Consider the following 24,904-nt stretch of genomic DNA (forward strand, 5'->3'; position numbering starts at 1 on the left):
AACGTGAACACCGGATCGGCTCGACATCGGCGAGGATGAGCGAATGCGGATCCGGCCCGTCGGGGCGCACGCCCTGCTACTCGACTGCACCACCCCCGCCGACACCCCCGAAGCCGCGGCCGACATCCCGGAAGCCGTGTTTGTCGAAGCGTGGCGGGCCGAGCTGTGGCGGCGTCGGGAGCGGGGCGACCTGATCGCCGTGGAGATCGTGCCGGCGGCCCGGACAGTCCTGCTCGACGGCCTGCCCGACCCGACCACCACGGCCGAGCAGCTGACCCGATGGGCGCCCGCCGTCACCACCGCGACCATCCGCCCCAATCAGGCCGACGCCGACGCCGACGCCGACGCCGACGCCGACGCCGACGCCGACGCCGACGCCGACGTCGACGGCAACGTCGACGGCAACGCCCACGGCAAAGCCCACGCCAAAGCCGAAGACCACGCCAAAGCCGAAGCCCACGCCAAAGCCGACGCCCATGCCCACGCCCACAGCGCCACGACCGGAGACGGAGCCGACGGCGCGGCGGACGTGGACGTACCGGTCATCTTCGACGGGCCGGACCTGCCAGCGGTGGCGGAGCACTGGGGCGTGGACGTGCCGGCAGTGCGGCACCGGTTGGCCAGCACCCGGTTCCGGGTGGCCTTCTGCGGATTCGCCCCCGGATTCCCCTACCTGACCGGGCTGCCCACCGAGTTGGCGCTGCCCCGGCTGGCCACGCCCCGTCCCCGGGTGCCGGCCGGCTCGGTCGCGTTGGCCGGCCCGTACGCCGGCATCTACCCGGGCGCTTCCCCGGGCGGCTGGCTGCTGGTCGGTCGGACCGACCTGGTGCTGTTCGACGTGGCCGCCGACCCGCCGGCCCGACTCGGTCCGGGCACAACGGTCCGGATGGTGGCGGCGTGACCCACCCGGCCGCCATCGAGGTGCTCCGCGCCGGTGCGCTCACCACAGTGCAGGACCTGGGCCGGCCGGGTTGGGCGCACCTGGGCGTACCGCGGTCCGGTGCCCTCGACCCGGGTGCCCTGCGGTTGGCCAACCGACTGGTAGGCAATCCGGAGCAGGCGGCCGGCCTGGAGATCACCCTGACCGGTTGCACAGTGCGGCTGACCCGGGCGGCGACGGTGGCTGTGACCGGCGCCGAGGTCGCCGTCCAGGCGGGTGTCCGACCCGGTGACACCGGACGCCCGCTCACAGTGCCGGCGGGGACGGTGCTGCGGATCGGTCCCGCCCTGCGGGGTGTACGGAGTTGGCTGGCGGTGGCGGGCGGCATCGACGTGTCGCTAGTGCTCGGTAGCCGGGCCACCGACACCCTCTCCGGGCTGGGACCGCCCCGGCTACGGGACGGTGACCTGCTGCCGCTCGGTGACCCGGTCGGCACCCCCGCACCGGTGGACCTGACCGTGTGCCCCACGCCGCCTGAGGAGCTGCACCTGACGTTGGTCCCCGGTCCTCGCGAGGACTGGTTCACGCCGACCGCGTTCGACCGGCTCTTCGGCAGCGCGTACACCATCAGCCCGGTGAGCAACCGGGTCGGCGCGCGGCTCGCCGGCGCGGCGCTGCCCCGCGCGGTGGCCGGCGAACTCCCCAGCGAGGGCATCGTGCTCGGCGCGGTGCAGGTGCCGGCGGACGGACAACCCCTGATCTTCCTCGCGGACCACCCGACCACCGGTGGATACCCAGTCATCGGGGTGGTCACCGACGTGACCCCGCTCGCGCAGGCCCGGCCAGGTACTACCGTCAGATTCCATGGACCTCAACGCTGACCTGGGCGAGGGATTCGGCATCTGGCGACTCGGCGACGACGAGGCGCTGCTGAGCCTCGTCACCTCCGCAAACGTCGCCTGCGGCTTCCACGGCGGCGACCCGTCCACCATGCGGCGGGTCTGCGAGGGCGCCGCGCGGCGCGGGGTCGCGGTGGGCGCGCAGGTCGGCTACCGGGATCTGGCCGGCTTCGGCCGGCGGCACATCGCGTACGACTTCGCCGAGCTACGCGACGAGGTGACCTACCAGTTGGGGGCGCTGGACGCGTTCTGCCGGTTGTTCCGCACCCGGGTCCGCTACCTCAAGCCGCACGGGGCGCTCTACCACGCGGCCAGCACCGACGAGTCCCAGGCGGCAGCGGTGGTCGCCGCCGTCAGCGGCTACGACCCCGAGCTGCCCGTACTCTGCCTTCCCGGCTCGACGCTCGCCCAACTCGCCGTGGGCGCGGGCCTGCCGGTGGTTGCCGAGGCGTTCGCCGACCGCGCCTACCTGCCCAACGGGGCGCTGGTGCCGCGCGGCACCCCCGGCGCGGTGATCACCGATCCCGAGCAGATCGCCGAACGGGCGGCGCGGATGGCCACCGAACGCAGCGTGGTGGCGGTCGACGGCACAGTCATCCCGTGCTCGGTCGACTCGATCTGCGTGCACGGTGACACCCCGGGCGCGGTTTCCGCAGCCGAACTCGTCCGCGCCACCCTGATCGACGCCGACATCACGCTGGCCCCGTTCGCCTGACCGGAGGGGCCCAGTTGGGCCCCTCCGATCGCGTCAGGCGTCCAGGCCGCGAAGCACCAGCGGCAGCCGGGTCACCGCGCCGTCGACCACCCGGACCGGTACGCCCCAGTCCTGCCGGGTCAGGTGGCACGCCGCGTGCTCGACGTCCGCGTCACAGGTCGCCGCCTGCGCGGTCACCTGAAGCACCCCTGCGGTGACCTCGCCGTTGAGCACCAACCGGCGGGACAGTTCGGTGCCCGTGCCGGCACCGTCCACCAGCAGTTCCGGCGGGGACGCGGAGACCACCAGCCGGGTCGACGGCCCGTACGTCTCGTCCAGCTTCTGCCCCGGCGCCGGGGTGAAGACGATGTCCAGGGTGACCTCGCCGGCGGCGACGTCGGTCGGCTTGCGCTCCGTGCGGCGCCGGGGCCCGTCCACAGTGCTGGCACCCGCCGCCGACAGGGCACCGGGGGCGAGCCGGGTCAACCGATGCGCGGCGGACTCCACCACCAGCACCTCACCGGACGGGGTGAGCACCAGGTCGCTCGGCTCCGCCAACCCGTCGGCGACGGTGGAGACCTGGTTGCTGGCAGGGTCGAAGCGACGCACCGCGCCGTTGTACGTGTCCGCGATCAGCACCGAGCCGTCCGGCAGCGCGCACACGCCCAGCGGGTGCTGGAGCAGCGCCGACTCCGCCGGGCCGTCCACGTGCCCGAAGTCGAACAGGCCCTGCCCGACGGCGGTGCCCAGCACACCGTTCTCGACGTACCGGACGGCGCTGGACTCGCTGTCGGCCACCCAGAGCCGGGTGCCGTCCGCGGAGACGGAGAGCCCCGACGGTTGGGCCATCCACGCCTCGGCCAGCGGGCCGTCGCGCAACGCCTCGACAGTGGTGCCGGCGTACATGCCGGCGGTCCGCTTGATCGGGTCGAACCACCAGAGCTGGTGGATGCCGGCCATCGCCATGATCAGCTTGTCGTCGTACCAGGCCAGGTCCCACGGCGACGAGAGGTCGACGGCGAACGCGTCGTGGGCGTGGTCGTCGACCTCGGCGCGCCACTGCCGCCCACTGCCGGCCACGGTGACCACCTCGCCGGACTCCAGCCGTACGCCGCGCAGCAGGTGGTTGACAGTGTCGGCCACCACCAGGTCGTAGCCGGCCACCTCGGCGATGTGCGTGGGCAGCAGGCACACCCCCTGCGGCTCGGAGAACGTCGCCGCGGTGGCCGGCCCGTCCGCCCGGCCGCGCTCGCCCGAGCCGATCCGACGCACCGGCGTCTCGCCGTCCGGGTCGATCTCGACCAGGGAGTGCCGGGCCGAGTCCGAGACCAGCAGGTTGCCGTTGGGCAGCAGCACCGCCTTACCCGGGAAGCGCAGCGCGGTCTCCGGTGCCGGCGGCGGGACGTACGGGCCGTTCCCCCGGTGCAGGGTGCCCTTCGCCTCGTGGGTGGCGACCAACTCGTCGATCAGTCGGGCCAGCCCCTCGGCGTGCCCCTCGCCGGCCATGGTGGCCACCACGTAACCCTCGGGGTCGATCACCGACAGGGTCGGCCAGGCCCGGGCCGCGTACTGCTGCCACATGTCCAGCTCAGGATCGTCGAGTACGGGGTGGTGCACCCCGTACCGCTCCACTGCGGCGGCGAGGGCGTCGGCGTCCTTCTCGTGCTCGAACTTCGGCGAGTGCACGCCGATCACGACGAGCAGGTCGCCGTACTTCTCCTCCAGCGGGCGCAGCTCGTCGAGCACGTGCAGGCAGTTGATACAGCAGAACGTCCAAAAATCGGCAATGACGATCTTGCCGCGGAGGTCGGCGAGCTTCAGTTCGCGCCCACCGGTGTTCAGCCAGCCCCGACCACGCAGTTCGGGGGCGCGTACACGCGCTGTCGTTCCCATGCCTGTCAGCCTGCCACGCCCCGTGGGCCCAGCCGCCGTGACCCGTACGACAAGCGTCCTAGCCTGCGCCGCCTTCGCTGCGGTGACCTACGCGATCTTGCACTTTCTGTCCCGACCTAGGGCGCATTTGGTGCAAAAGAACGACCGAAGCTGCAAGATCGACGGGCCGAGCTGCGAATAGCTTGCTCAGTGGCCGAGCTTCCCGATCTCGCTGATCTCGGTCCCAAGAGTGGGACAGGCCCAGACCGCTCGGTCGGCGCGTACCACCGCTGTCAGGGGGTGGCTCTCGGGATGCTGGGGACAGGGCGGCCAGTTGGTGGCACGACCCAGTGACCACAGTGCCTCCACCGCCCAGTCCTGAACCTGGTCGGCGAGCGCGACGATCTGTGTAGCTGTGGGTAGGCCGAGGTCGATCGAGATCCCTCGGCCGGAACCGTCGGAAGCGTAGAGGAAGGCGCTGGCGGTCTGTGGGTCGTCTCGCCACGGTTCATCGCGGAGATCGGGCTGCACCCCGTCAGGCTTCCCAAGATCGGACAAGATCGGCTCCAGCGCCGCCGCCAACTCGCGTTGCACGACCGGATTGTGCCTGAAGCAAGAGGCTCCGGGTACGACGACGGCGGAGCCACGGTTGCCCGTGACCCCGCCGTCGGTGGAGCTACTTCGTGGCCGGCTTCAGGCAGAGCACCCGGTTGGTGCCCTCACCCGGCAGCACCACGTGGGGCTGCGTCGTGTCGGTGCACTTCTCCTTGGCGTCCACCTTCGAGACGATCGTGAACGCGCCCGCCTCGCCGCAGTCCGCCGCCGAGGCGCCGCCCTGCCCGGACTGCTTCACGCAGGTGCCGACCGCCGGGTCGAAGGACGGCGTGTCGTCCCCGCCGACCTTGCCGAGCAGCAGCAGCAGGCCGAGCGGCACCGCCAGGATGAGCATCGCGGCGATCAGCACCGCGGCCAGCACCCGGCCGTTGCGCACCTTCGGCGTCGGTGGCTCCACCTTCGGCTCGTCGGCGTCCGGCTTGAACGAGTCGAACCGACCCTGGTCCGCCTGGCCGGTCTCCTGGCCCCAGGACGGCGCGGGCTGCGGCGGTGGCGGGAACGACGGGAAGCCGCCGCCCGGCGCCGGTTCGGTCGCCGGCCCACCGAAGCCCGGCGCGCCGGTGCCCGGGCCACCGAAGTTCGGCGCACCGAAGGTCGCCGCCCCGTTCACAGTGGCAGCACCGGCGGCAGGCGACCCGGGGCCGCCGAACTGGTCCGCCGGCGGCTCGGCACCGGAGTGCGGGCGGGTGCCGTTCACCGGCCTGTTGTTGCCCGGGGCGTCGACGAAGGACGGCACACCGGGCGGGAACGCCGGCGGTGCCGGCGGGGCCTCGTTGAATGAGTTCGCTGCGGCCTGCCGGTCGTCGAAGCGCGGATCGGCCGGGGACTCGCCGCCCCAGCCGGGTCCAGCCTGCCGCTGCGCGTCGTTCTGCCAATCGGGTGGGGACTGCTGCCGCTGCGCGTCGTTCTGCCAGTCGGGAGCGATCTGACGCTGCCCCTCGTGCTGCCAGTCGGGCGTGGCCTGCCGTGGCGCGTCGTTCTGCCACTCCGGAGCACCCTGGCGGTCCGCGCCCGAGTCGCCCTGGAACGCCTCCGGCTCCGGCTCGGCCTCCGGCTCCGGTCGCGCCGGACGGCCGTACACCCGGGGTTGCGGGTTGGCCGTGCCGGTCGGTCGGATCGCCTGGTCGGTCGGGGGCATCACCCGGCTGGCCAGCGGCACCGAAGCGCTCGCCGTGGCGCGGGCGGCTGCCCCGGCTGCCGATTCGGCGTCCGACACCGGTACGACCGCGCGGCCCGCTCCGGACTCCGGAGAGGTACGCGGGGCGGGCACCACGGCGCCGCTCGCAGAGGCGTCCTCGGTGCGGCCACCGTACTGCGCGGCGGCGTCCGGGGTCTCCCGCTCGGCGTAGGCGGGCTGCTCGGGGATCGGAGCGAACTGGGCCTGGGGCGCGTAGTCGGCCGGCGGGGCGGCAGCCAGGCTGGCACCCGGGACGCGCTGCTCCTGCGGGGGCAGCGGCACCGCGTTCGCCGGCGAGATGCCCGGCGCGGGCCCAGGCCGATAGGCCGGTGCCTCGTCGCCCCGGTCCGCCTCCCAGCCTCCACGGGACTGGGCGGAAGCCTCGGCCTCCGCGCGACCCCACACCTCACCGGGTGCCCACGGCTCGACCTCCGACACGCCGCCGGAGTTGCCCTGGGCGGCGTTGTCCGGGCCGGTGGCCCAGTTGGGCGCGCCGCCGCTGGTGGGCACGCTGGCGCTGGCACGGGCGGGGAGGTTGGTCGGCTCCGCCGGGGTCCACGCCGCCTGCTCCGGCCGCTCGGTCGGCTGCTCCGGTTGGGAGAGCACCCAGTCGGGCTGCTGCGGACGGCCTTCGGCCTCGCCCCAGGCGGCCGGCTGCGCGGACTGGTCCTGCCGTGCGTCGCTGCCGTCGTTCCACCCGGCGGGCTGCGCCTGCTGCTGCTGCGCGGCCCACCCGCCGGAGTTGGCCGGATCGTCCTGCGCGGGCCAGTTCGTTGTCGGAGCCGGGACCTGGGCGGCGCCACGGGCCGGGCTCGGCTGGGCGGCCTGACCCCAGCCGGGGGCGGGCTGCTCGGTCGCTTCGGCGGGCTGGCCCCAGGTCGGTGGCGACTGCTCCGCCGGCGTCCACACCGGCTGGTCGTCGCGGGCGGCACCGGCGGGCCAGCCGCCGTTGCCAGTGGCCTGGTCCTGCTGGGCGCCGCCGGACCAGCCGGCGGCCTGCGGTGCCTCGGATTGCGGAGACTCGGCCGCTCGCCAGTCTGCTGCGGGCGGGTTGGCCTGCGCCGCGCCGCCCCAGCCGCTGGCCGGGTCCTCCTGGGCGGGCCAGGCCGCGGTGGCCGGGGGAACCTGCGCGGCGCCCCGTGCGGCAGGCTGGGCCTGAGCCCAGTCCGGCTGCTCAGCGGGGGCGTTCGGGGTCCAGGTCGGTGCGGGAGCGCTCTGCTCGGCCGGCGTCCAGCCCTGCTGTTGCGCGGCCCAGGGGTCGGGCTGTGCCGGCGCTGGCGCACCGTCGTTGCCGGGCCACGTGCCGGGCTGCTGCTGCGGCGGCTCGCTCGCGCCACCACCGGCGGCCCAGGCGGGCTGCGCCGGGTCGTTGGGTTGCGGAGCGGCTGCGGCACCCCAGGCGGGGGCCGCCGGCTGCTCGGGCTGGGCCGCCCATGCCGGCACCGACGGGTGGGGCCGTGTCGGGGGCGGGGGTGCCCAGCCCAGGTCGGGGCCGGCGGCGTTCTGGCCGTTGTCCGGCTGCGCCGGGCGGTCGCCGTACGGCGCCGGTCCGCCGGCGCCCGGCGACACCTCGTCCGGCTCTTGGCCGGGTCGGTGCGGGCCCTCGGACGTCATGGGTGCGCCTCCTCCATCACATGTCGGCTCGCCGGTGCCGATCGGTCTCCTCGGCGTGGCTGCCGGCGTCACCGGCGTACCGCTGTGCCGGCTCCCCGCACGGTATCGGGTGGTGGCACGACACGTCCAAGGAGCACTGGTCGTCACTCACCGTCGCCGGTTGATGTCGAGCAGTTTCTGTCGGCTCGGCCTCTGCCGGGTCGGCGGGCGGCGACCGAAGCCCACCGTACCGGGCGCTGCGGCAGGGCGGAATCCCGGTGGTGGTGGTTCGGAAACGCCGATGGCCCACCCGGTGGGCCGGGTGGGCCATCGATCTGGAGGAGGTGAGGAATGTCGTGGAGCGTCAGCTCATGTGACGCTGGGCGATGACGAGGATCTCCTCGCGAACCGCCGGCGAGTTCGCCGAGCGCAGCGCGTGCTCGATGGCACGGGCGCGGCGGGTCGCGTCGCGGTGGTTGCGGATTCGCTCGATCATGCTCATTGGTGGGTCCCCCTAGCTATTCGGTTGTCAGCCCCTGATGCCTCTATTCAACAGCAGAAGCCGGCGAACTTCCATCGATTATTAGGTGAGCTGAGACACCTGCCTAACAATCAAAGGTCAACAGGCCATCTGGCCGACGGTTCCGTTGCCCAACGGACACGGCCGGTGTGCCGGGCGTTAACCCGTGGCACACCGGCCGTGGCTGGCGTTCGAAGCGATCAGGTCCAGGCGAGCAGGGCCGCCTCCGGATCCGTGAGGAAGTCGCCGATGTCCCGCAGGAACTTCGAGCCCAGCTCACCGTCGACGATCCGGTGGTCGAAGCTCAGCCCCAGCGTGGTGACCTGGCGAACCTTGACCTTGCCCTTGTGCACCCAGGGCATCTCCCGCACCGCGCCGAAGGCCAGGATCGCGGACTCACCCGGCGGCAGGATCGGTGTGCCGGTGTCCACCCCGAACACGCCGACGTTGGTGATGGTCAGCGTGCCGCCGGACATGGCCGCCGGCGAGGTGCGGCCGGACTTCGCCGTCTGCACCAGGTCGGTCAGCGCGTCCGCCAACTCCCGCAGCGAGAGTCGGCCGGCGTCCTTGACATTGGGCACGATCAGGCCGCGTTCGGTGGCCGCCGCGATGCCGAGGTTGACGTACTCCTTGACCACGATCTCGTCGCCCGCCCAGGTCGAGTTGACCATCGGGTGCCGTTGCACCGCCAGCAGCACCGCCTTCGCCACCAGCAGCAGCGGCGAGACCCGTACGTCGCGCCACTCCCGTCGGCCGCGCAGCCGGTCCAGGGCCTTCATCGCCCGGGTCACGTCGACGGTCAGGAACTCCGTCACGTGCGGGGCGGTGAACGCCGAGCGGGACATGTTCTCGGCGGTCAGCTTGCGGACGCCCTTGACCGGGATGCGCTGCTCCCGGTCCGCGCCGAAGCTGGGCGCGGTCGTCGCCGCGATCGGCTCGGCAACCACCACACTCGCGCCGCTCGCCGCCTGCTGGACGTCCTCCCGGGTGATCGAGCCGAGCGGCCCCGACCCGGTCAACGTGCCGAGGTCGACCCCGAGATCCTTCGCGAGCTTGCGCACCGGCGGCTTGGCCAGCACCCCGCCGGTCGCCGTCGCGGCCCGCCCGTTCTGGGCCGGCGCGACCACCGGTGGCGGAGTCGGCGCCGCCGGTGCGGGAGCCGCCACGGCCTGCGCCGGGACCGCGCCCTTGCGGGGGCGGCGCTTCGCGGCGGTGGTACGCGGGCCGTAGCCGACCAGCACCGCCGTCCGCCCACCCGGGGCCGCACCACCGATGAGGCCGGGCTCGACCATGCCCTCGGCCGGTGCCACCTCGACCGCCGCCAGCGAGGCCGCCGACGGGGTGGGCAGGTCAGCGCTGGGCGTGGCAGTGGTCGACGGCGCGTCCAGCGGCCCGGCACCCGGGTCGGTGTCGATCGCGATGATCGGCGTACCGACCTCGACAGTGGTGCCCTCCGGGTGGTGGATCGCCTGGACCTGACCGGCCCACTTCGCCGGGATCTCCACGGCCGCCTTCGCCGTCTCCACCTCGACGATCGGCTGGTTCAGCTCGATGGTGTCGCCTACCTTGACCAGCCAGGCCAGGATCTCGCCCTCGGTCAGCCCCTCGCCCAGGTCAGGCAGGTTGAACGTCTTGATCCGGGACATGTCGCTCACCAGCCGAAGGTGCGGTCGACGGCGTCGAGCACCCGGTCGAGGTCGGGCAGGTACTCCTCCTCCACCCGGGCGGCCGGGTAGGGGGTGTCGAAGCCGGTCACCCGTAGTACTGGCGACTCCAGGGAGTAGAAGCACTCCTCGGTGATCCGGGCGGCCAACTCGGCGCCGAGGCCGATGTTGGACGGCGCCTCGTGCACCACCACCGCACGGCCAGTGCGCTTCACCGACTCGTACGCCGCGGTCAGGTCCAGCGGCGAGAGCGAGCGCAGGTCGATGACCTCCAACTCCCGGCCGTCCTCGGCGGCGGCGGTCGCCGCCTCCAGGCAGGTCCGCACCATCGGGCCGTAGGCCAGCACGGTGACGTCGGTGCCGGGCCGCACGACCCGCGCCGAGTGCAGGGGGTACGCGGCGGACAGCGGCGCGTCCAGGTCGACCTGGCCCTTCTCCCAGTAGCGCCGCTTGGGCTCCAGGAAGACGATCGGGTCGTCCGAGGCGATGGCCTGCTGGATCATCACGTACGCGTCCTGCGGGTTGGAGCAGGTCACCACCTTCAGGCCGGCGGTGTGCGCGAAGTATGCCTCCGGCGACTCGGAGTGGTGCTCGACAGCGCCGATGCCGCCGCCGAACGGGATCCGGATCACCATGGGGATGCTGAGCCTGCCGCCCGAGCGGTAGTGCATCTTCGCCACCTGCGACACGATCTGGTCGTACGCGGGGTAGACGAAGCCGTCGAACTGGATCTCGCAGACCGGCCGGTAGCCGCGGATGGCCAGACCGACAGCGGTGCCGATGATGCCGGACTCGGCCAACGGGGTGTCGATCACCCGCTGGTCGCCGAAGTCCTTCTGAAGACCGTCGGTGATCCGGAAGACGCCGCCGAGCTTGCCGACGTCCTCGCCCATGATGATGACCTTGGGGTCGTTCTCCAGGGCGCGGCGCAGACCGGTGTTGAGGGCCTTGCCGATGGTGAGCGTCTCCGTGGCCATCAGTGGGCGCTCCCCTCGAACGACTCCATGTAGCGGCTGAACTTCGCGCGCTGCTCGTCGAGCAGCGGCGACCCGTTGGGGTAGACGTGGTCGAACATCGTCACCGGCTCCGGGTCCGGCATCTCCAGGACCCGCTCGCGCAGGTGCACCGACTCGCGGCGGGCCTGCTCGTCGACCTCGGCGAAGAAGCCCGCGTCGGCGATCTGCTGCTTCTCGAGGAAGGCCTTGACCCGGGCGATCGGGTCCTTGGCCTGCCACGCCTCGACCTCGCTGGCGATGCGGTAGCGGGTCGGGTCGTCGGAGGTGGTGTGCGCGCCCATCCGGTAGGTGTACGCCTCGATCAGGCTCGGGCCCTGTCCGAGGCGGGCGTTGTCCAGCGCGGTGCGGGTGACCGCGTACGTGGCGAGCACGTCGTTGCCGTCCACCCGTACGCCGGGGAAGCCGAAGCCGGCGGCCCGCTGGTAGAGCGGGACACGGGTCTGCCGCTCCAGCGGCTCGGAGATCGCGTACTGGTTGTTCTGGCAGAAGAAGACCAGCGGCGCGTTGAACACGCTGGCCCAGACGAACGCCTCGTTCACGTCGCCCTGGCTGGTGGCGCCGTCGCCGAAGTAGGCGATCGCCGCCTCGCCGTCGTCGGTGCCGGTCTTGCCGTCGATGGTGATCCCCATCGCGTAGCCGGTCGCGTGCAGGGTCTGCGCGCCGATGACGATCGTGTACATGTTGAACTTGAACTCGTTCGGGTCCCAGCCGCCCTGGTCGACGCCACGGAACAGGCCGAGCGGCATGATCGGGTCGATGCCCCGGCAGTAGAGGACGCCGTGCTCCCGGTAGGTCGGGAAGGCCATGTCCTGGGTGCGCAGCGCCCGCCCGGAGCCGACCTGCGCGGCTTCCTGGCCGAGCAGGCTGGCCCACAGGCCCAGCTCGCCCTGGCGCTGAAGAGCGGTCGCCTCGGCGTCCAGCTTCCGGACCAGCACCAGATCCCGGTAGAGACCGCGGTATTCCTCGTCGGTGAAGTCGACGCGGTACTCGGTGCCGTCCGGCCCGGTGGCGCTGTCGATCCGCTCGCCTTCGGGGGTGAGTAGCTGCACCAGCGCGGGGTCGCCGGTCGCGCCCTTCCTGGAGCGGGGTGCAGCCCGCTTGCTGCGGGTGGTGCCCCCGGGGTCGCCCTTTGCCATCGGTCTCTCCCTGTCGTGTCTGCGTCGGCACCGGGGGGTCACCCGGCCGCGCAACTCGTGCGCCTGCCCGGCTGCTGCCGGACCGGTTCCTGGCGGCCGCGCCTAGCCCCGGTGGGGGTTGCCGCACGGCGTGATCCGGGTTCTGGCCGAACCCGGATCGGGAGCGCCGGCGCTCAACCGCGCCTGCCGCGAGGGTGCGCGGAGGTCACGGCTGCGTTGCCGTCGTGCTCCATATTCGCAGAGCAGGTGAGCGCGCCCACAGTACGCCTGCCTCCGCAATCCGACCGCCCATGATTTGACACCCTTTGTCGTCATCATGCCGGCCCGCGTTTCCCATGCGTTGCGGCACGATTCGTCACCGTTCGGGCAGCACCGCGTGTCGACACGCGGTGGAGGTTGGCTGACCCACTGTGACTGCGCGAGGCTGATTACCGCAGGATCGCGCCTATCGGGTTATTTGTCGGGTTTTTACCCACGACGGCGTCCATTCATGTCCACCGACGGCCGACGACTAGGGGTGTGCGGTGTTCGAGCCAGGTGACGGTCCCGGCATACCAGCGCTTGGCCGGCATCGGTCGGCCGGCGGCTACCGCCGGATGGTCGGTGTCCACCGGGCCCCCGGCGCCGGTGGCCCCTCCCGCGGTTACCTGCTCACCGTCGCGCTGCTGGCCGGCACAGCGTCGATGCCCATCCTCGCCGCGATCAGCGCGGGCTCGGCCACCCCGGGCAGCACCGCCCTACCGGACAGCAGCACCCCGTTCATGCCGACCCCGTCCGTCGGGCCGGTGGTGATTCCCATGCCGATGACCAGCCAACCACCGCTTCCCCCGCTCGGCACGCCCAGCGTCGACCCGACCAGCGGTTGGCTGCCGGCCGCCCCGTCGCGTCCACGGGAGGGGCCCGCCGCCGATCCCGGGCCCGCCCGCTGGACGACAGCCCCGCCGGTGGCACCGAGACCCACGCGGAGCACCTCGCCGCCGGCACCCCCACCCGTCGTTCCGCCGCCGTCGACCGGCCCCGACCCGACCGATCCGCCGGACCCGGACCCGACCGACCCCGACCCGACCGACTCGCCGGACCCGGACCCCACCGACTCGCCGGACCCGGACCCGACCGGCTCGGCCGACCCCGATCCGACCCCGACCCTGACGGTGGACCCGACGCCCACACTGGACCCGACGCTGGGGCCGACACCCACGCCTACCGACGACGCGACAGCGACCGCCGTGCCGACCAGCACCCGGTCCGTCCCGGCCCCCACGCCCACGCCGCCCGCGGTACCGACCCGCCGACCCAGCCCGGCGATCCCTTCGCCGTCGGCCGTCGCCTCGACGCAAAGCGTCAGCCCGGCGCCACTGGCCGGACCGACCTACGGTGCGGTGTCGCCGAAGGTACGGTGACGATCAGGCGCGGCTCGTCCGGCGACGGCGGCATGCGGCGGTAGGCGCGTACCGGAGGGGGTGGCGTGGGCGGCGGTGCGGAACCCCGCCCGGTCACCATCCGGCCCGGCCCGGGGCTGCGGATCGCCCGGCTGGTCACCGAGGTGACCGCCCCGGCGGTGCTCGTGTCGCTGCTGATCATCACGGTGAGTTGGCACAGCGCCAGCCGCCCCGGTCAGGGCCTCGTCTGGGGTCTGCTCGCCACTCTGTTCGTCACCGGCATCCCGTTCGCCTACATCGTCGGCGGGGTACGCCGTGGCCGGCTCACCGACCACCACGTCGGCCGCCGGGAGCAGCGCCGGGCACCGCTGCTGGTCGGCCTCGGCTCGGTCGCGGCGGGGCTCGCCCTGCTCGCCGTGCTCGGCGCGCCCCGCCCGGTGCTGGCACTGGCGGTGTCCGGCCTCGTCGGCCTCGTCGTCGCCGTGTCGGTCAGCCACTGGTGGAAGATGTCGATCCACTCGGCGGTGGCCGCGGGCACGCTGGTCATCCTGATGCTGACCTTCGGGACCCGGCTGATCGTCGCCGCACCGCTGCTGGCGGTGGTCGGCTGGTCCCGGGTACGGCTGAGAGACCACACTGTGGCGCAGGTGCTGACCGGAGGTGCCCTCGGTGCCCTGATCGCCGCGGTGATCTTCGGCCCGCTGCGCTAGCCCGACCAGGGGCCGGCGGCGTTCCGGTCGGCCCTGGTGGGCGGTGCCGCTCGGCCCTGGCGGGCGATGTCGGCCGGGCCCAGGGCGGGCGGCGCGTAGCCGCCCACCCCTCGAACGCCGTCAGGCGCCGTCGTCGGCGAGGCGGTGGCGGTTCGCCTCGATCCACGCGTCCAGCGCGGCCGGGTCGTCCGGGTCCACCCCGTCGGCCATCAGCTGCGCCACCGCGGCGGTGGCAGCGCTGCGTCGCTCACCTGTCGAGTAGAGGCGGGCGAACTCCGGCACCATCTCCTCGATCGCCTCGTCGGTGCGCGTCGCCGCCGCCTCGGGCAGCCCGCGCTGGCGCGACGCGTACCGCGCCCAGGCCCGCAGCACCCGGGGGAGCATCGCCGCGTCGTCCATGTCCAGCACGGCCCGGCGGTGCACCCAGTCGAGGAGGAAGAGCCCGGACACGGCGGGACTCCAGCGCATCGGATCGGCGTCCGGGAAGCTCGCCGAGTGGTCCAGCAGCAGGCTCAGGCAGAAGTGCAGGGAGGCCAGCTCCGGGCCGTCCACGGCGTCCAGCCCGAAGCGGGTGGCCTCCGGCGCGGCGAGGAACCGCCGGACCAGGTCGGTGCGCTCGGCAGCGGAGAGCGGCTCGACCTCCGCCGGACCGGTCGGGTCGGCCGCGGTGGGCAGCATCGCCAGCCGGGCCCCGACCAACGCTCGGTCGGTGGCGAGTGACCCCTCGCCGGGCAACTCGCCCAGGTCGTCGGTGACCGCCAGATGGCGGGCCACCTCGCCCCGGAACCGGGCTGGATCTTCGGTACGGAACCAGGTCAGCTCGTCGTCGGCGCACATCTGCCGGACCTGGTCCAGGATCCGTTCGGCCGGCCCGCCCACGAAGATGTCCTTGGTGATCCCGATGTTGTGGTCCACCAGGGCCACCAGCGCGTGCTCCGAGCCGCCGGACTCGTCGTCGTAGGCGAAGGTCGCGAGGTAGGAGGTCTGATCGCCGTACACGTCGCCGTACGCCCAGGTGCCGGTGAGGTGCACCCGGCCGAGCTGGGCCGTCCAGGTGGGCGCCTGGCTGCCCGGGCGCACCCGATCGGTGCCCTCGGCGGTCGGGACGAGCGTGGCGAAGATCTGCCGGATGGTGGTCGCCGCCGCGATCCTGCGGCGGGCGGTGGCGGCGAGAAAGCCGGTGACGAACTCCCGTACGGCGGCGTCGCGGTCGGACTCCGCGATCGCGTAGACACTGCCCAGCAGGGCGCTGCCGAGCATTTCGGCGTCGAGGGCGGACTCCAGCTTGGTCACGTCGCGTGCGGCGTGCAGCACCGCGTCGTAGGGGGTCTGAGGCGTGGCCATGCTCCGACCCTACGCCGCCCGGGGCGTACGCAGAGCGGTAGCGAGCCGTGCGGAGCGTCAGCGGCGTGCGGCGTCCCGCAGCGCGTCGCGTGCCTGCGCGTACGAGCCGAGCACGATCCGTACCGGTGTCAGCACGTACTCGTCGCCCACCTGGGCGACCCGCGCCGTCAGCCGCTGGTCGGCGCGGGCCCTGGCGCGCCGGGCGGCCCAGCGCACCACCGGGCGGGTCAGCGCCGCCACCAGCAGTCCGGCCAGCAGGCCGCCGAGCAGCAGGACGGTCGGCAGCGGCACCTGGCCGACCATCGGGTTGTCCAGCGCGGGCAGGCCGAGCGCCCGCAGCGCGTAGCCGAGCACCAGCCAGCCCAGCCCGACCACGGCGGCGAGGGTGACCAACCACTGCACACCGCCGACGACCCGCCACCACAGCGGGCGACGGTCGAGGCCGAGATCCGTGCCGGCGATCGTGCGATCCAGGGCGTCCGGCAGGTCGCCGAGGCGGGACCGGGCGGCGGAGGTCACCGCGCCGGGCCAGGCGGCGGGCAGGTCGGCTGCGGCCCGGTCGGCCACCGCGCGGATGGCGAGGCCGAGCGCCGAGCGCTGGGCGGCCGTCGGGTCCGGTACCGAGGTGGCCGCCACCAGGCTCTCCGCCGGGTCGGCCTGGTCACCGGTCGGGCCGGGCAGGTGCAGCCGACGTAGCGGGTCGGGGCGCAACCGTCGCCAGCCCCGGACCACGGGCCAGCCGGTGGCCGCGCCGGCCCGGTGTCGGTACGCCCGCTCCACGGCCTCGGTCACCGCTGGCACCCCGGCCGCCCCGGCCAGCGCCCGGTTCAGCCCCTTGACGGCGGTGTCGTCCGGCCCGTCCGCGGGCCGGGCCGAACCGACCAGCTCGTCCAAGCCGGCGACGACCGTGTCGACGTCACCGGCGAGCCGGCGCAACGCGGCCTGCCGCTCGGCGACGGTGCGCTCCAGCGCGTCGCGCAGCCCGACCATCCCGGCCGGATCGAGGGCGGTGGTGGCCAGCAGGGGCACCCCGGTCAGCCCGTCGGTGTCGAGCAGCCGACGCAGGTCGTCCAGGACCCGGGGCACCTCGGCCGGGGGCAGCCGGTCGGCCTGGTTGAGCACGACCACTGTGACGTCGCGGTGCCTGTGGAACTCGCGCAGGTAGCTGTCGTGGATGACCCGGTCGGCGTACTTCTGTGGGTCGACCACCCAGACCACCTGGTCGACCAGGCCGAGCAGTCGGTCCACCTCGAGGCGGTGAGATCGCTGCACCGAGTCGAAGTCGGGCAGGTCGAGCAGGATCAGCCCGTGCAGGGCAGTCTCGTCGTCCGCGTCCAGGGCGCTCTCCCGGACGAATCGGTGTCGGGGCAGTACGCCGATCCAGTCGAGCAGATGGTTGGCGCCCTCCAGGGCCCCCCACACGCAGGCGTGGGTGACGCCGGTGGTCGGCCGGCGGACCCCGACCGGCGAGAGTTCCAGTTGGGCCAACGCGTTGAAGAGGCTGGACTTGCCGCTGCCCGTGGCGCCGGCCAGGGCGACCACCGTGTGGTCCCGGGACAGCGCGAGCCGGGTGCCGGCCCGCTCGACAAGCGTGTGCGCGGGCACCAGGTCGGAGTCCGGCAGCAGACCGTCCACGGCGGTCAGGAACCGGCGTACCGCGTCCAGGCGGGCGATCAGCGCGTCGGCGTCGACCCGCTGGTCCCCGCGGAACACCTCGCGTACCCGGCCGGCGATGTTGCTCACCGGGAACCCTCCTCGTCGGCGGCGGACAGGCCACTGCGGTGCCGGGCCAGCTCGACCCGGCCGGCGGCCCGGCGCAGCCCGTCGCCGGCGTCCTCGGCGGGGCGGGCGTCGGCGGTGCGACTCAGGAAGCGGTCGGCCTCCGCGTCGAGCAGCGTCCGCACCCGGTCCAGCAGGTCGGCGCGGGCCTTGGCGGCAAGGGTACGCACCGCCTGGTCGCCGAAGATCGCCTGGAGGACGGCCTGTGCGGCGACAGTGGTGCCAGCCCCGGTGGCCAGCTCCAGCCCGGTCGGGATGAACGCGGTGGAGGCGAAGACGGCGATCATCACGGCCAGCCCGGTGGCGTTCACCGCGTACGCGGCGGTGCGGGCCACGAACCGCTTGTCGCCGCCCTCGACCCGGACCAGTTCCAGCACTCCGCGCTGCCAGTCCCGGACCATGCGCTCGGCGCGCTCGGGTAGGTCCGCGCTCGGGTGGGCGAGCGCCGGGTCGAGCAGCCCGGCGCCGGCCGGGTGTGCCTTCCACCCGGTGTACGCGGACTCGGCGGCCTCCGAGGCCACCCCGCGTAGCAGCGTCACCAGTTGGGACTCGATGGCGTTGCGCAGCTCGGCGGCGGGCGCGGGTCGGCCGGTGACGGCGGCCACGACCCGGTCCCGGAGGCGGCCGATCCGTGCCTCCAGCGTGCGGAACAGCTCGCCGGTGCCGACGAACTCCTGCCAGCGGGCGAGCACCTCACCCCGGAGCAGCCGGCCGTCCTGGAGCCCCTGCTCGACGGTGCGCTCGGCCCCCCGGTACGCGGCCCGGACCCGTTCGTCCAGCCCGTCGGCGGCGGCGAGCTGCTCGTCGGCGGCGTCGGCCAGATCCTCCACTGCGGGGTGGAGTGCGGCCAGCGCCCCGTCGAGGGTCTGGCGAACCACCGCCGCCCGCGCGTCCACGTCGGCGGCCAACCGGGCGAACCAGTCGGCCAGTGGGGCGGTGACTCCCTCGGGCAGCAGCCCCTGACCGTCGACCCAGGTCTCGGGCAACACGAACAGCGGTGCCCGGCCGAGGTCCTGCTCGGCGAGCATCTCGCTCAGGTGCGCGGCGATCTCGTCGGTGGCCTCGGCGGGCACCCGGTCCAGCACCATGGCGATCACCGCGCCGCGCGCCCGGGCACTGCGCAGCAGCTCCCAGGGCACCGCGTCGGCGTACCGGGCGGCGGTGGTGACGAAGAGCCACAGGTCGGCGGCGGCCAGCAGTTGGGTGGCGAGCGCCCGGTTGGCGTCGACGACCGAGTCGATGTCGGGCGCGTCGAGGAAGGCCAGCCCGGCGGGCAGGGCCGGGGCGGTGACGAGGTGCAGGGCGCGTGGATCGTCGCTCGGCTCGGTGGTGCGGGTCAGCCCGGGCAGGAGGTCACCCTGCCGGAACCAGGCCGCGTCGGACGGGTTGCAGACCAGCACCGGGGAGCGGGTGGTCGGCCGGAGCACGCCGGCGGCGCTGACCCGGGCCTTGACCAGGCTGTTGACCAGGGTCGACTTACCCGCGCCGGTGGAGCCGCCGACCACCACGAGCAGTGGGGCGTCCAACCGGGCGAGCCGGGGCAGCAGGTAGTCGTCGAGTTGGTCGGTGAGTGTTGTGGTGCTGTGCCGGGCGGAGTTGGCGGAGGGCAGCGCGAGGGGATACCGGGTCGCGCCGATCGCCTCCCGGAGGCCCGACAGTGCGCCGGGGAGGCTGTCGTCCCCGGTGGTGGCGGGCGGCTCCTCCGCGGCGTCCGGCGGGTCGGTACGGGCTGCGACGGCGGGCGCACCGGAACGGGTGGCGGGATCGCCGTGCGTCGTCACCGCTAAAGCGTGCCCGACCGATGCAAGGGAAGACAACCGGACGGTAATAACGGCTGGGTTGCGTCGGGTTGACTCAAGTCAACTTGACGATTGGCCAACGCGTGGCACTATTGAGTCAAGTTCACTCAACTTGTGGTGGGGCCCGCTGCGAGCGGTGCTCGCCAGCAGCCCACGGGCGATGCCCGTCACCTGCACAACCTTATGAAGCGAGGAAGCGAAGATGGCACGTGCGGTCGGTATCGACCTCGGCACGACGAACTCCTGCGTCAGCGTTCTCGAGGGCGGTGAGCCCACCGTCATCGCCAACGCTGAGGGGTCGCGGACGACTCCTTCGATCGTCGCGTTCGCCCGTAACGGCGAGGTGCTCGTCGGTGAGGTCGCCAAGCGCCAAGCGGTGACCAACCCGGACCGGACGATCCGGTCGGTCAAGCGCGAGGTCGGCACGAACTGGTCCGTCGACATCGACGGCAAGAAGTACACCCCGCAGGAGATCTCGGCCCGGACGCTGATGAAGCTCAAGCGGGACGCCGAGGCGTACCTGGGTGAGCAGATCACCGACGCGGTGATCACCGTTCCGGCCTACTTCAACGACAGCCAGCGCCAGGCCACCAAGGAGGCCGGCGAGATCGCCGGCTTCAACGTGCTGCGGATCGTCAACGAGCCGACCGCCGCCGCCCTGGCGTACGGGCTGGACAAGGGCTCCAAGGAGCAGACCGTCCTGGTCTTCGACCTCGGCGGTGGCACCTTCGACGTGTCGCTGCTGGAGTTGGCCGAGGGCGTCGTCGAGGTCAAGTCGACCAGCGGTGACAACCAGCTCGGTGGCGACGACTGGGACCAGCGGATCATCGACCACCTGGTCAAGACGTTCCGCGGTGAGCACGGCATCGACCTGGCTCAGGACAAGATGGCCCTCCAGCGGCTCCGCGAGGCAGCCGAGAAGGCCAAGATCGAGCTGTCCGCCGCCACCACCACCAACATCAACCTGCCGTACATCACCGCTGGCGCGGCCGGCCCGCTGCACCTCGACGTGACGCTCAGCCGTGCCGAGTTCCAGCGGATGACGCAGGACCTGCTGGACCGTTGCAAGGGCCCGTTCGAGCAGGCCGTGAAGGACGCGGGGATCAAGATCTCCGACGTCGAGCACGTCATCCTGGTCGGCGGTTCGACCCGGATGCCCGCCGTGACCGACCTGGTCAAGCAGCTCACCGGTCGCGACCCCAACAAGGGCGTCAACCCGGACGAGGTGGTCGCCGTCGGCGCCGCCCTCCAGGCCGGTGTGCTCAAGGGTGAGGTCAAGGACGTCCTGCTGCTCGACGTGACCCCGCTCAGCCTGGGCATCGAGACCAAGGGCGGCATCTTCACCAAGCTGATCGAGCGCAACACCACCATCCCGACCAAGCGTTCCGAGGTCTTCACCACGGCTGACGACAACCAGCCGTCGGTGCTGATCCAGGTGTTCCAGGGTGAGCGGGAGATCGCGGCGTACAACAAGAAGCTCGGCACCTTCGAGCTGACCGGCCTTCCGCCGGCGCCGCGCGGTGTGCCGCAGATCGAGGTCGCCTTCGACATCGACGCCAACGGCATCGTCAACGTGCACGCCAAGGACCTGGGCACCGGCAAGGAACAGAAGATGACGATCACCGGCGGCTCCTCGCTGCCGAAGGACGACATCGAGCGGATGCGCCGGGACGCCGAGGAGCACGCGGAGGAGGACAAGCGCCGCCGCGACGACGCCGAGACCCGCAACGTGGCCGAGGCGCTCCAGTGGCAGACCGAGAAGTTCCTCGCCGAGAGCGGCGACAAGCTGCCCGGTGAGAACCGCGAGCAGCTCAACGAGGCGCTCGGCGAGCTGCGTGGCGCCCTCGGCGGCCAGGACATCGAGAAGATCAAGTCGGCGCACGAGAAGCTGGCTCAGGTCTCCCAGCAGGCCGGTTCGCTGCTCTACTCGCAGCAGGCCGAGCAGGGTCAGCAGCCGGGTGGCGAGCCCGGACCGGGTGCGACCGGCGCGACCGGTGCGACCGGCACGCAGGCCGGCGGCGCCGACGACGTGGTCGACGCGGAAATCGTGGACGAGGACGGCAAGAAGTGACCATCGGCCTCCGACACGTTTGCACGGCGAAGGGGATGAGGTAGCCGCATGACGCAGAAGCCACGAGCCGCCGACCCGGGCGACACCGGGTCGACGCCGGGTGGCTCCGCGACCACGGAGCCGACCGGCGACGGGGAGCGGGTCGTCATCCGCAACAACCGCAAGCTCGTCGACACCGCCGAGCCGGAGGGGACCGCCGCCGACGCGGAGACCGGTGTTCCGGCCGAGGGTCTGGTCGAGGACGCCGAGGTAGTGGTCGACGAGATCGAGGTCGAGGTCAACTCCACCGACGGGCCGGAGCCGTCCGGTCCGCCGGTGGTGGACGCCCCGGCGCAGCCGGTGGACGGCGGCGGCACGGGCACCTCGCTCGGCGCCGAGCTGGAGGCGCTCCGGGCCGAGCTCGACGAGCGGACCAAGGACCTGCAGCGGGTGTCGGCCGAGTACGCCAACTACCGCAAGCGGGTCGACCGCGACCGCAGCCTCGTCCAGGAGCAGGCGACCGGTTCGGTGCTGGCCGCGCTGCTGCCGATCCTGGACGACCTGGACCGGGCCCGGGAACACGGCGACCTGGTCGGGCCGTTCGGCACTGTGGCGGAACAACTCACCACAGCGCTGGGCAAGTTCGGCCTGAACGCCTTCGGCGAGCAGGGCGACCCGTTCGATCCGACCCGGCACGAGGCGGTCGCGCACCAGACCTCGGCCGACGTCAGCGAGCCGACCTGCGTACAGGTCATGCGACGCGGCTACCAGCTCGGTGAGCGGCTGTTGCGCCCCGCGCTGGTCGCGGTCGCGGATCCGAAATAGTGCCAGACAGTGACCGAGCTGTCCCGTCCACCGCTCAGCGGTGGGCGGGACGGCCGGGCCACCAGGGTCGGAAGGAGGTGGACCGGTGAGTTCGAAGGACTGGATCGAGAAGGACTTCTACGCCGTGCTCGGCGTGGACAAGGCCGCCTCCGCGGATGACATCAAGAAGGCGTACCGCAAGGTGGCCCGGGAGTCGCACCCGGACCACAACCCGGGCGACCCGAAGGCCGAGGAGCGGTTCAAGGCCGCGTCCGAGGCGTACAACGTGCTGTCGGACAGCGGCCGCCGTCGCGAGTACGACGAGATGCGTTCGCTCTTCGGCTCTGGCGCGTTCCGGCGCAACGCCCGGGGTGGGGGTCAGCCGGGCGGCATGCCGTTCGACGTCTCCGACATGTTCGGCGGAGGCGGAGGCGGCGATCGTCGCTTCGGCGGCGCCGGCTTCCAGGACCTCTTCAGCTCGATCTTCAGTGGTGGTCAGGCCGGTGGGCAGGCCGCACCACACGGTCCGGCCCGTGGTCGGGACGTGGAGACCGAGGTGGCGCTGGACTTCGGCGACGCGGTGCGCGGAGTGACGCTGCCCCTGACGCTACGCGCGCCGGGAGTCTGCGACACCTGCCACGGCAACGGGGCCAAGCCCGGCACCCAGCCGCGTACCTGCCCGGTCTGTCATGGTGCCGGCGTGACCACCCGCAACCAAGGGTCGTTCAGCTTCTCCGAGCCGTGCCGCAACTGCCAGGGCGTCGGCACAGTGGTCGAGGAGAAGTGCCCGGAGTGCCACGGCAGCGGCGGTGTCACCAAGACCCGCACCATGAACGTGCGCTTCCCGGCCGGTGTGGCCGACGGTCAACGCATCCGGCTGGCCGGGCGTGGCGAGCCGGGCGAGCGCGGTGGCCCGGCTGGTGACCTCTTCGTGCACGTCAAGGTTCGGCCGGACGAGCTGTTCGGGCGTACCGGGGACGACCTGACGCTGACCGTGCCGGTCACCTTCGCGGAGGCCGTGCTCGGCACGGACCTGCGGGTGCCCACGCTCGACGGTGCGATGACCCTGCGGGTGCCGCCGGGAACGCCGAGCGGGCGGGTGCTGCGGGCTCGCGGCAAGGGTGTGGTCCGTCGCGACGGGCAGGCCGGTGACCTGCTGGTCACGCTGGACGTGGTGGTGCCGGCCCGGTTGTCGGACGAGGCGCGTACGGCGCTGGAGTCGTTCGCCGAGCAGACCCCGCCGGCGGCCCGGGAACATCTCGACGCACGGGTGCGTCGAGTCAGTTAGTCCGGTGGAATGGACGCGGAGGTGAGCGGGATGTCGGGCGAGTTCCTCGGTTCGGGCGACCCTGCCTACGAGGCCAAGGTGCTGATGATCTCGGTAGCGGCACGGATGGCGGGGATGCACCCGCAGACCCTGCGCCAGTACGACCGACTGGGGCTGGTGCAGCCCGGCCGGGCCGCTGGTGGCGGGCGTCGCTACAGCGTCCGCGACGTGGTGCTGCTGCGCGAGGTGCAGCGGCTCAGCCAGGACGACGGGATCAACCTGGCCGGCGTCAAGCGGATCATCGGGCTGGAGCGGCTGCTGGAGCAGGCGCAGCAGCGGGTGGCCCGGCTGGAGGCGGAGCTGGACGCCGCGTACCGCCGGGTGGCGGAGCTGGAGTCGTTGGCCCGCTTCCCGGGCCGGGATCTGGTGCCGACCAACCGCACGTCCACAGCGCTGGTGGTGTGGCGCCCCCGCCGGACGCCCGATCGCTGACCTGCCGCTCACCCGGATCTGTCTTCTCGGCCCGGACCGCGCTGGATTCCCGGCGCGGTCCGGGCCGCTTCAGTTAGCCTGTCGATAAGGGTCCAATCGGCTTAATCTGGACCTACCGGCATGGCGAGGGGGAGCGATGGCGGAATCGGCGAAGAAGGTGGCCCAGCAGACCGAGGACCGGTTGGAGAACCTGGCCGAGACCGTCCGCAAGAAGTTCGACAAGGTGACCGAGGGGACCTACCGGGACCGGATCATCGCGGGCCGGTTCGCCGAAGATGGCGACCACGCCGGCGAACGGGGCCGAGCCGAGACGGAACGCAAGCAGGACTGACCGGTGACCGACGTGCGGGCCGGGACCCACGGGGGGTCCCGGCCCGTTCGCCGCGTCGGGGTCGGGGCCCGTTCGCCGTCGGAGTGCGGGCCGGACGTCGGGACGCCGCCCTCGGCCCGGGGTGGGTGGCCAGCCGACGCGTAGGTCCTTTCGAGCTGAATCGTTTGCGACATCAGCTCCAAAGGGCCGCGAACAGCAACAGCACCCAGCCACCGCGGGCGAGGGAGCCACCTAAGTCGTCTCAGCCGAGGCGGCGGTTTTCGCGGACCAGGCCGCCCTCGCACCAGTCCCGGTAGACGAAGAGGTCCGGTCGGGCCAACAGCACCCGGCCGTTGTGCGCCCAGACCTTCATCAGCTCGTCGCCGTCACGCTCGGCCTGTTCGACGAGCTTGCGGAAGCGGCGCTTCGGGTGGGCGCGGAAGTTCGTCCGGATGCCGTCGGCCGCGTAGATGTAGAGGCAGTGCAGCGCGAAACGCCGGGCCGGGCAGGTTGGATCCATCGCCAACTCGAAGAGCGTCAACACCAGCCGGTCGCCGGAGACCAGCAGGTCCCAGTCGGGTGGCATCGAGGCCAACGGCACCGAATCGGGCTTGTACGCCCAGGCTCGCAACTCCGCCGGAGTCGGATCGACGGGGTTGGCGAAGCCGTGGAACGTCGACTCCTGCACGCTCACCGGCCAACCTTCCGCTCTCGCCCGCGTTTGGCAACGCTGCCTGCGGACCCTGGCTGCTGGGGCGAAACGGTAACCCGCCGTCGGGTGCTGCGGTAGTACCCGCGAGGAGCAATTCCGCAACCGTTGGCACGGGCGGGTCCGTTGCATCGACAGCGCAGCCGATGATGCTCCTATGACAATCCACGTTAGACGGTTACGGCGGGGTGCCGG

General features: G+C 72.7%; 21 protein-coding genes. 10 read left to right on the forward strand and 11 right to left on the reverse strand.

Annotated features, from left to right (window positions below; all coding sequences use genetic code 11):
• Positions 1-43 precede the first annotated feature (43 nt).
• Genes OHB44_RS01505 through OHB44_RS01515 form a run of 3 tightly spaced genes read left to right on the forward strand, consistent with a single transcriptional unit; the run spans position 44 to position 2,494 of the window.
• Positions 44-901 (forward strand): 5-oxoprolinase subunit B family protein, encoded by an 858-nt coding sequence (locus tag OHB44_RS01505; protein ID WP_330439429.1) that lies wholly within the window; start codon positions 44-46, stop codon positions 899-901.
• A complete protein-coding gene (locus tag OHB44_RS01510) occupies positions 799-1,761 on the forward strand; it encodes a biotin-dependent carboxyltransferase family protein (protein ID WP_442932679.1) in 963 nt (320 codons plus the stop codon). The genes OHB44_RS01505 and OHB44_RS01510 overlap by 103 nt, the downstream gene beginning before the upstream one ends.
• On the forward strand, positions 1,745-2,494 hold the full coding sequence (locus OHB44_RS01515) for a LamB/YcsF family protein (RefSeq protein ID WP_238685227.1): 750 nt from the start codon (positions 1,745-1,747) through the stop codon (positions 2,492-2,494). The genes OHB44_RS01510 and OHB44_RS01515 overlap by 17 nt, the downstream gene beginning before the upstream one ends.
• Positions 2,495-2,527: 33 nt before the next feature.
• Here OHB44_RS01515 and OHB44_RS01520 read toward each other — a convergent pair whose 3' ends face one another.
• The 7 genes from OHB44_RS01520 to pdhA all read right to left on the reverse strand — a co-directional run bounded on the left by OHB44_RS01520 (position 2,528) and on the right by pdhA (position 12,066).
• The gene (locus OHB44_RS01520) at positions 2,528-4,366 is read right to left on the reverse strand and encodes an NHL domain-containing thioredoxin family protein (RefSeq protein ID WP_330439431.1); all 1,839 of its coding nucleotides are present in this window, start codon (positions 4,364-4,366) and stop codon (positions 2,528-2,530) included.
• A gap of 186 nt (positions 4,367-4,552) precedes the next feature.
• Complete coding sequence (locus OHB44_RS01525; protein ID WP_238685239.1) at positions 4,553-4,939, reverse strand: hypothetical protein; 387 nt, start codon at positions 4,937-4,939, stop codon at positions 4,553-4,555.
• Between the two features lie 82 nt (positions 4,940-5,021).
• Positions 5,022-7,751 carry an LppU/SCO3897 family protein gene (locus OHB44_RS01530; protein WP_330439432.1) on the reverse strand — a complete coding sequence of 910 codons (2,730 nt, stop codon included), beginning with the start codon at positions 7,749-7,751 and terminating at the stop codon, positions 5,022-5,024.
• Positions 7,752-8,094: 343 nt separating this feature from the next.
• The gene (locus OHB44_RS01535) at positions 8,095-8,232 is read right to left on the reverse strand and encodes a hypothetical protein (protein WP_165435866.1); all 138 of its coding nucleotides are present in this window, start codon (positions 8,230-8,232) and stop codon (positions 8,095-8,097) included.
• Between the two features lie 218 nt (positions 8,233-8,450).
• Complete coding sequence (locus OHB44_RS01540; protein ID WP_266304058.1) at positions 8,451-9,905, reverse strand: dihydrolipoamide acetyltransferase family protein; 1,455 nt, start codon at positions 9,903-9,905, stop codon at positions 8,451-8,453.
• Positions 9,902-10,891 (reverse strand): alpha-ketoacid dehydrogenase subunit beta, encoded by a 990-nt coding sequence (locus tag OHB44_RS01545; protein WP_238685242.1) that lies wholly within the window; start codon positions 10,889-10,891, stop codon positions 9,902-9,904. The genes OHB44_RS01540 and OHB44_RS01545 overlap by 4 nt, the downstream gene beginning before the upstream one ends.
• Positions 10,891-12,066 (reverse strand): pyruvate dehydrogenase (acetyl-transferring) E1 component subunit alpha, encoded by a 1,176-nt coding sequence (gene pdhA, locus OHB44_RS01550; protein ID WP_238685243.1) that lies wholly within the window; start codon positions 12,064-12,066, stop codon positions 10,891-10,893. Before pdhA ends, OHB44_RS01545 begins: the two co-directional genes overlap by 1 nt.
• A gap of 524 nt (positions 12,067-12,590) precedes the next feature.
• Here pdhA and OHB44_RS01555 point away from each other — a divergent pair.
• The gene (locus tag OHB44_RS01555; protein ID WP_330439433.1) at positions 12,591-13,466 is read left to right on the forward strand and encodes a hypothetical protein; all 876 of its coding nucleotides are present in this window, start codon (positions 12,591-12,593) and stop codon (positions 13,464-13,466) included.
• Positions 13,467-13,531: 65 nt separating this feature from the next.
• Positions 13,532-14,155, forward strand: coding sequence for a phosphatase PAP2 family protein (locus OHB44_RS01560; protein WP_238685245.1), 624 nt, complete (start codon positions 13,532-13,534; stop codon positions 14,153-14,155).
• Between the two features lie 120 nt (positions 14,156-14,275).
• Here the strand turns inward: OHB44_RS01560 and OHB44_RS01565 are convergent, their stop codons facing one another.
• From OHB44_RS01565 to OHB44_RS01575, 3 genes are read right to left on the reverse strand one after another with little or no spacing between them, the layout of a single operon-like run.
• Complete coding sequence (locus OHB44_RS01565) at positions 14,276-15,499, reverse strand: hypothetical protein (protein ID WP_330439434.1); 1,224 nt, start codon at positions 15,497-15,499, stop codon at positions 14,276-14,278.
• A gap of 57 nt (positions 15,500-15,556) precedes the next feature.
• Positions 15,557-17,242: a GTPase gene (locus OHB44_RS01570; protein WP_238685247.1), complete on the reverse strand. Its 1,686-nt coding sequence runs from the start codon at positions 17,240-17,242 to the stop codon at positions 15,557-15,559.
• Positions 17,239-19,059: a GTPase domain-containing protein gene (locus tag OHB44_RS01575; protein ID WP_330439435.1), complete on the reverse strand. Its 1,821-nt coding sequence runs from the start codon at positions 19,057-19,059 to the stop codon at positions 17,239-17,241. The genes OHB44_RS01570 and OHB44_RS01575 overlap by 4 nt, the downstream gene beginning before the upstream one ends.
• Positions 19,060-19,279: 220 nt before the next feature.
• Between OHB44_RS01575 and dnaK the strand changes: the two genes are divergently transcribed.
• The 5 genes from dnaK to OHB44_RS01600 all read left to right on the forward strand — a co-directional run bounded on the left by dnaK (position 19,280) and on the right by OHB44_RS01600 (position 24,021).
• The gene (dnaK, locus tag OHB44_RS01580; protein WP_238685249.1) at positions 19,280-21,148 is read left to right on the forward strand and encodes a molecular chaperone DnaK; all 1,869 of its coding nucleotides are present in this window, start codon (positions 19,280-19,282) and stop codon (positions 21,146-21,148) included.
• Positions 21,149-21,196: 48 nt separating this feature from the next.
• Positions 21,197-21,952, forward strand: coding sequence for a nucleotide exchange factor GrpE (gene grpE, locus OHB44_RS01585; protein WP_238685250.1), 756 nt, complete (start codon positions 21,197-21,199; stop codon positions 21,950-21,952).
• Positions 21,953-22,037: 85 nt separating this feature from the next.
• Positions 22,038-23,219 carry a molecular chaperone DnaJ gene (gene dnaJ, locus OHB44_RS01590; protein WP_210782998.1) on the forward strand — a complete coding sequence of 394 codons (1,182 nt, stop codon included), beginning with the start codon at positions 22,038-22,040 and terminating at the stop codon, positions 23,217-23,219.
• 30 nt (positions 23,220-23,249) lie between these two features.
• Positions 23,250-23,690, forward strand: coding sequence for a heat shock protein transcriptional repressor HspR (locus OHB44_RS01595; protein ID WP_030332087.1), 441 nt, complete (start codon positions 23,250-23,252; stop codon positions 23,688-23,690).
• A 136-nt stretch (positions 23,691-23,826) separates the two neighbouring features.
• Positions 23,827-24,021: a hypothetical protein gene (locus tag OHB44_RS01600; RefSeq protein ID WP_238685252.1), complete on the forward strand. Its 195-nt coding sequence runs from the start codon at positions 23,827-23,829 to the stop codon at positions 24,019-24,021.
• Positions 24,022-24,262: 241 nt separating this feature from the next.
• On the opposite strand, the gene OHB44_RS01605 is transcribed toward OHB44_RS01600, so the two are convergent.
• A complete protein-coding gene (locus OHB44_RS01605) occupies positions 24,263-24,694 on the reverse strand; it encodes a hypothetical protein (protein ID WP_112677468.1) in 432 nt (143 codons plus the stop codon).
• Between the last annotated feature and the right edge of the window lie 210 nt (positions 24,695-24,904).

It is taken from the genome of Micromonospora sp. NBC_00821, from assembly GCF_036347035.1.
In the GTDB taxonomy this organism is placed as follows: Bacteria; Actinomycetota; Actinomycetes; order Mycobacteriales; family Micromonosporaceae; genus Micromonospora; species Micromonospora hortensis.

Coding starts and splice junctions, on each gene's coding strand:
- OHB44_RS01505 (WP_330439429.1), top strand. CDS start 44: ATGCGGATCCGGCCCGTCGGGGCGCACGCCCTGCTACTCGACTGCACC.
- OHB44_RS01515 (WP_238685227.1), top strand. CDS start 1,745: ATGGACCTCAACGCTGACCTGGGCGAGGGATTCGGCATCTGGCGACTC.
- OHB44_RS01520 (WP_330439431.1), bottom strand. CDS start 4,366: ATGGGAACGACAGCGCGTGTACGCGCCCCCGAACTGCGTGGTCGGGGC.
- OHB44_RS01530 (WP_330439432.1), bottom strand. CDS start 7,751: ATGACGTCCGAGGGCCCGCACCGACCCGGCCAAGAGCCGGACGAGGTG.
- OHB44_RS01535 (WP_165435866.1), bottom strand. CDS start 8,232: ATGAGCATGATCGAGCGAATCCGCAACCACCGCGACGCGACCCGCCGC.
- OHB44_RS01545 (WP_238685242.1), bottom strand. CDS start 10,891: ATGGCCACGGAGACGCTCACCATCGGCAAGGCCCTCAACACCGGTCTG.
- pdhA (WP_238685243.1), bottom strand. CDS start 12,066: ATGGCAAAGGGCGACCCCGGGGGCACCACCCGCAGCAAGCGGGCTGCA.
- OHB44_RS01565 (WP_330439434.1), bottom strand. CDS start 15,499: ATGGCCACGCCTCAGACCCCCTACGACGCGGTGCTGCACGCCGCACGC.
- dnaK (WP_238685249.1), top strand. CDS start 19,280: ATGGCACGTGCGGTCGGTATCGACCTCGGCACGACGAACTCCTGCGTC.
- grpE (WP_238685250.1), top strand. CDS start 21,197: ATGACGCAGAAGCCACGAGCCGCCGACCCGGGCGACACCGGGTCGACG.
- OHB44_RS01595 (WP_030332087.1), top strand. CDS start 23,250: ATGTCGGGCGAGTTCCTCGGTTCGGGCGACCCTGCCTACGAGGCCAAG.
- OHB44_RS01600 (WP_238685252.1), top strand. CDS start 23,827: ATGGCGGAATCGGCGAAGAAGGTGGCCCAGCAGACCGAGGACCGGTTG.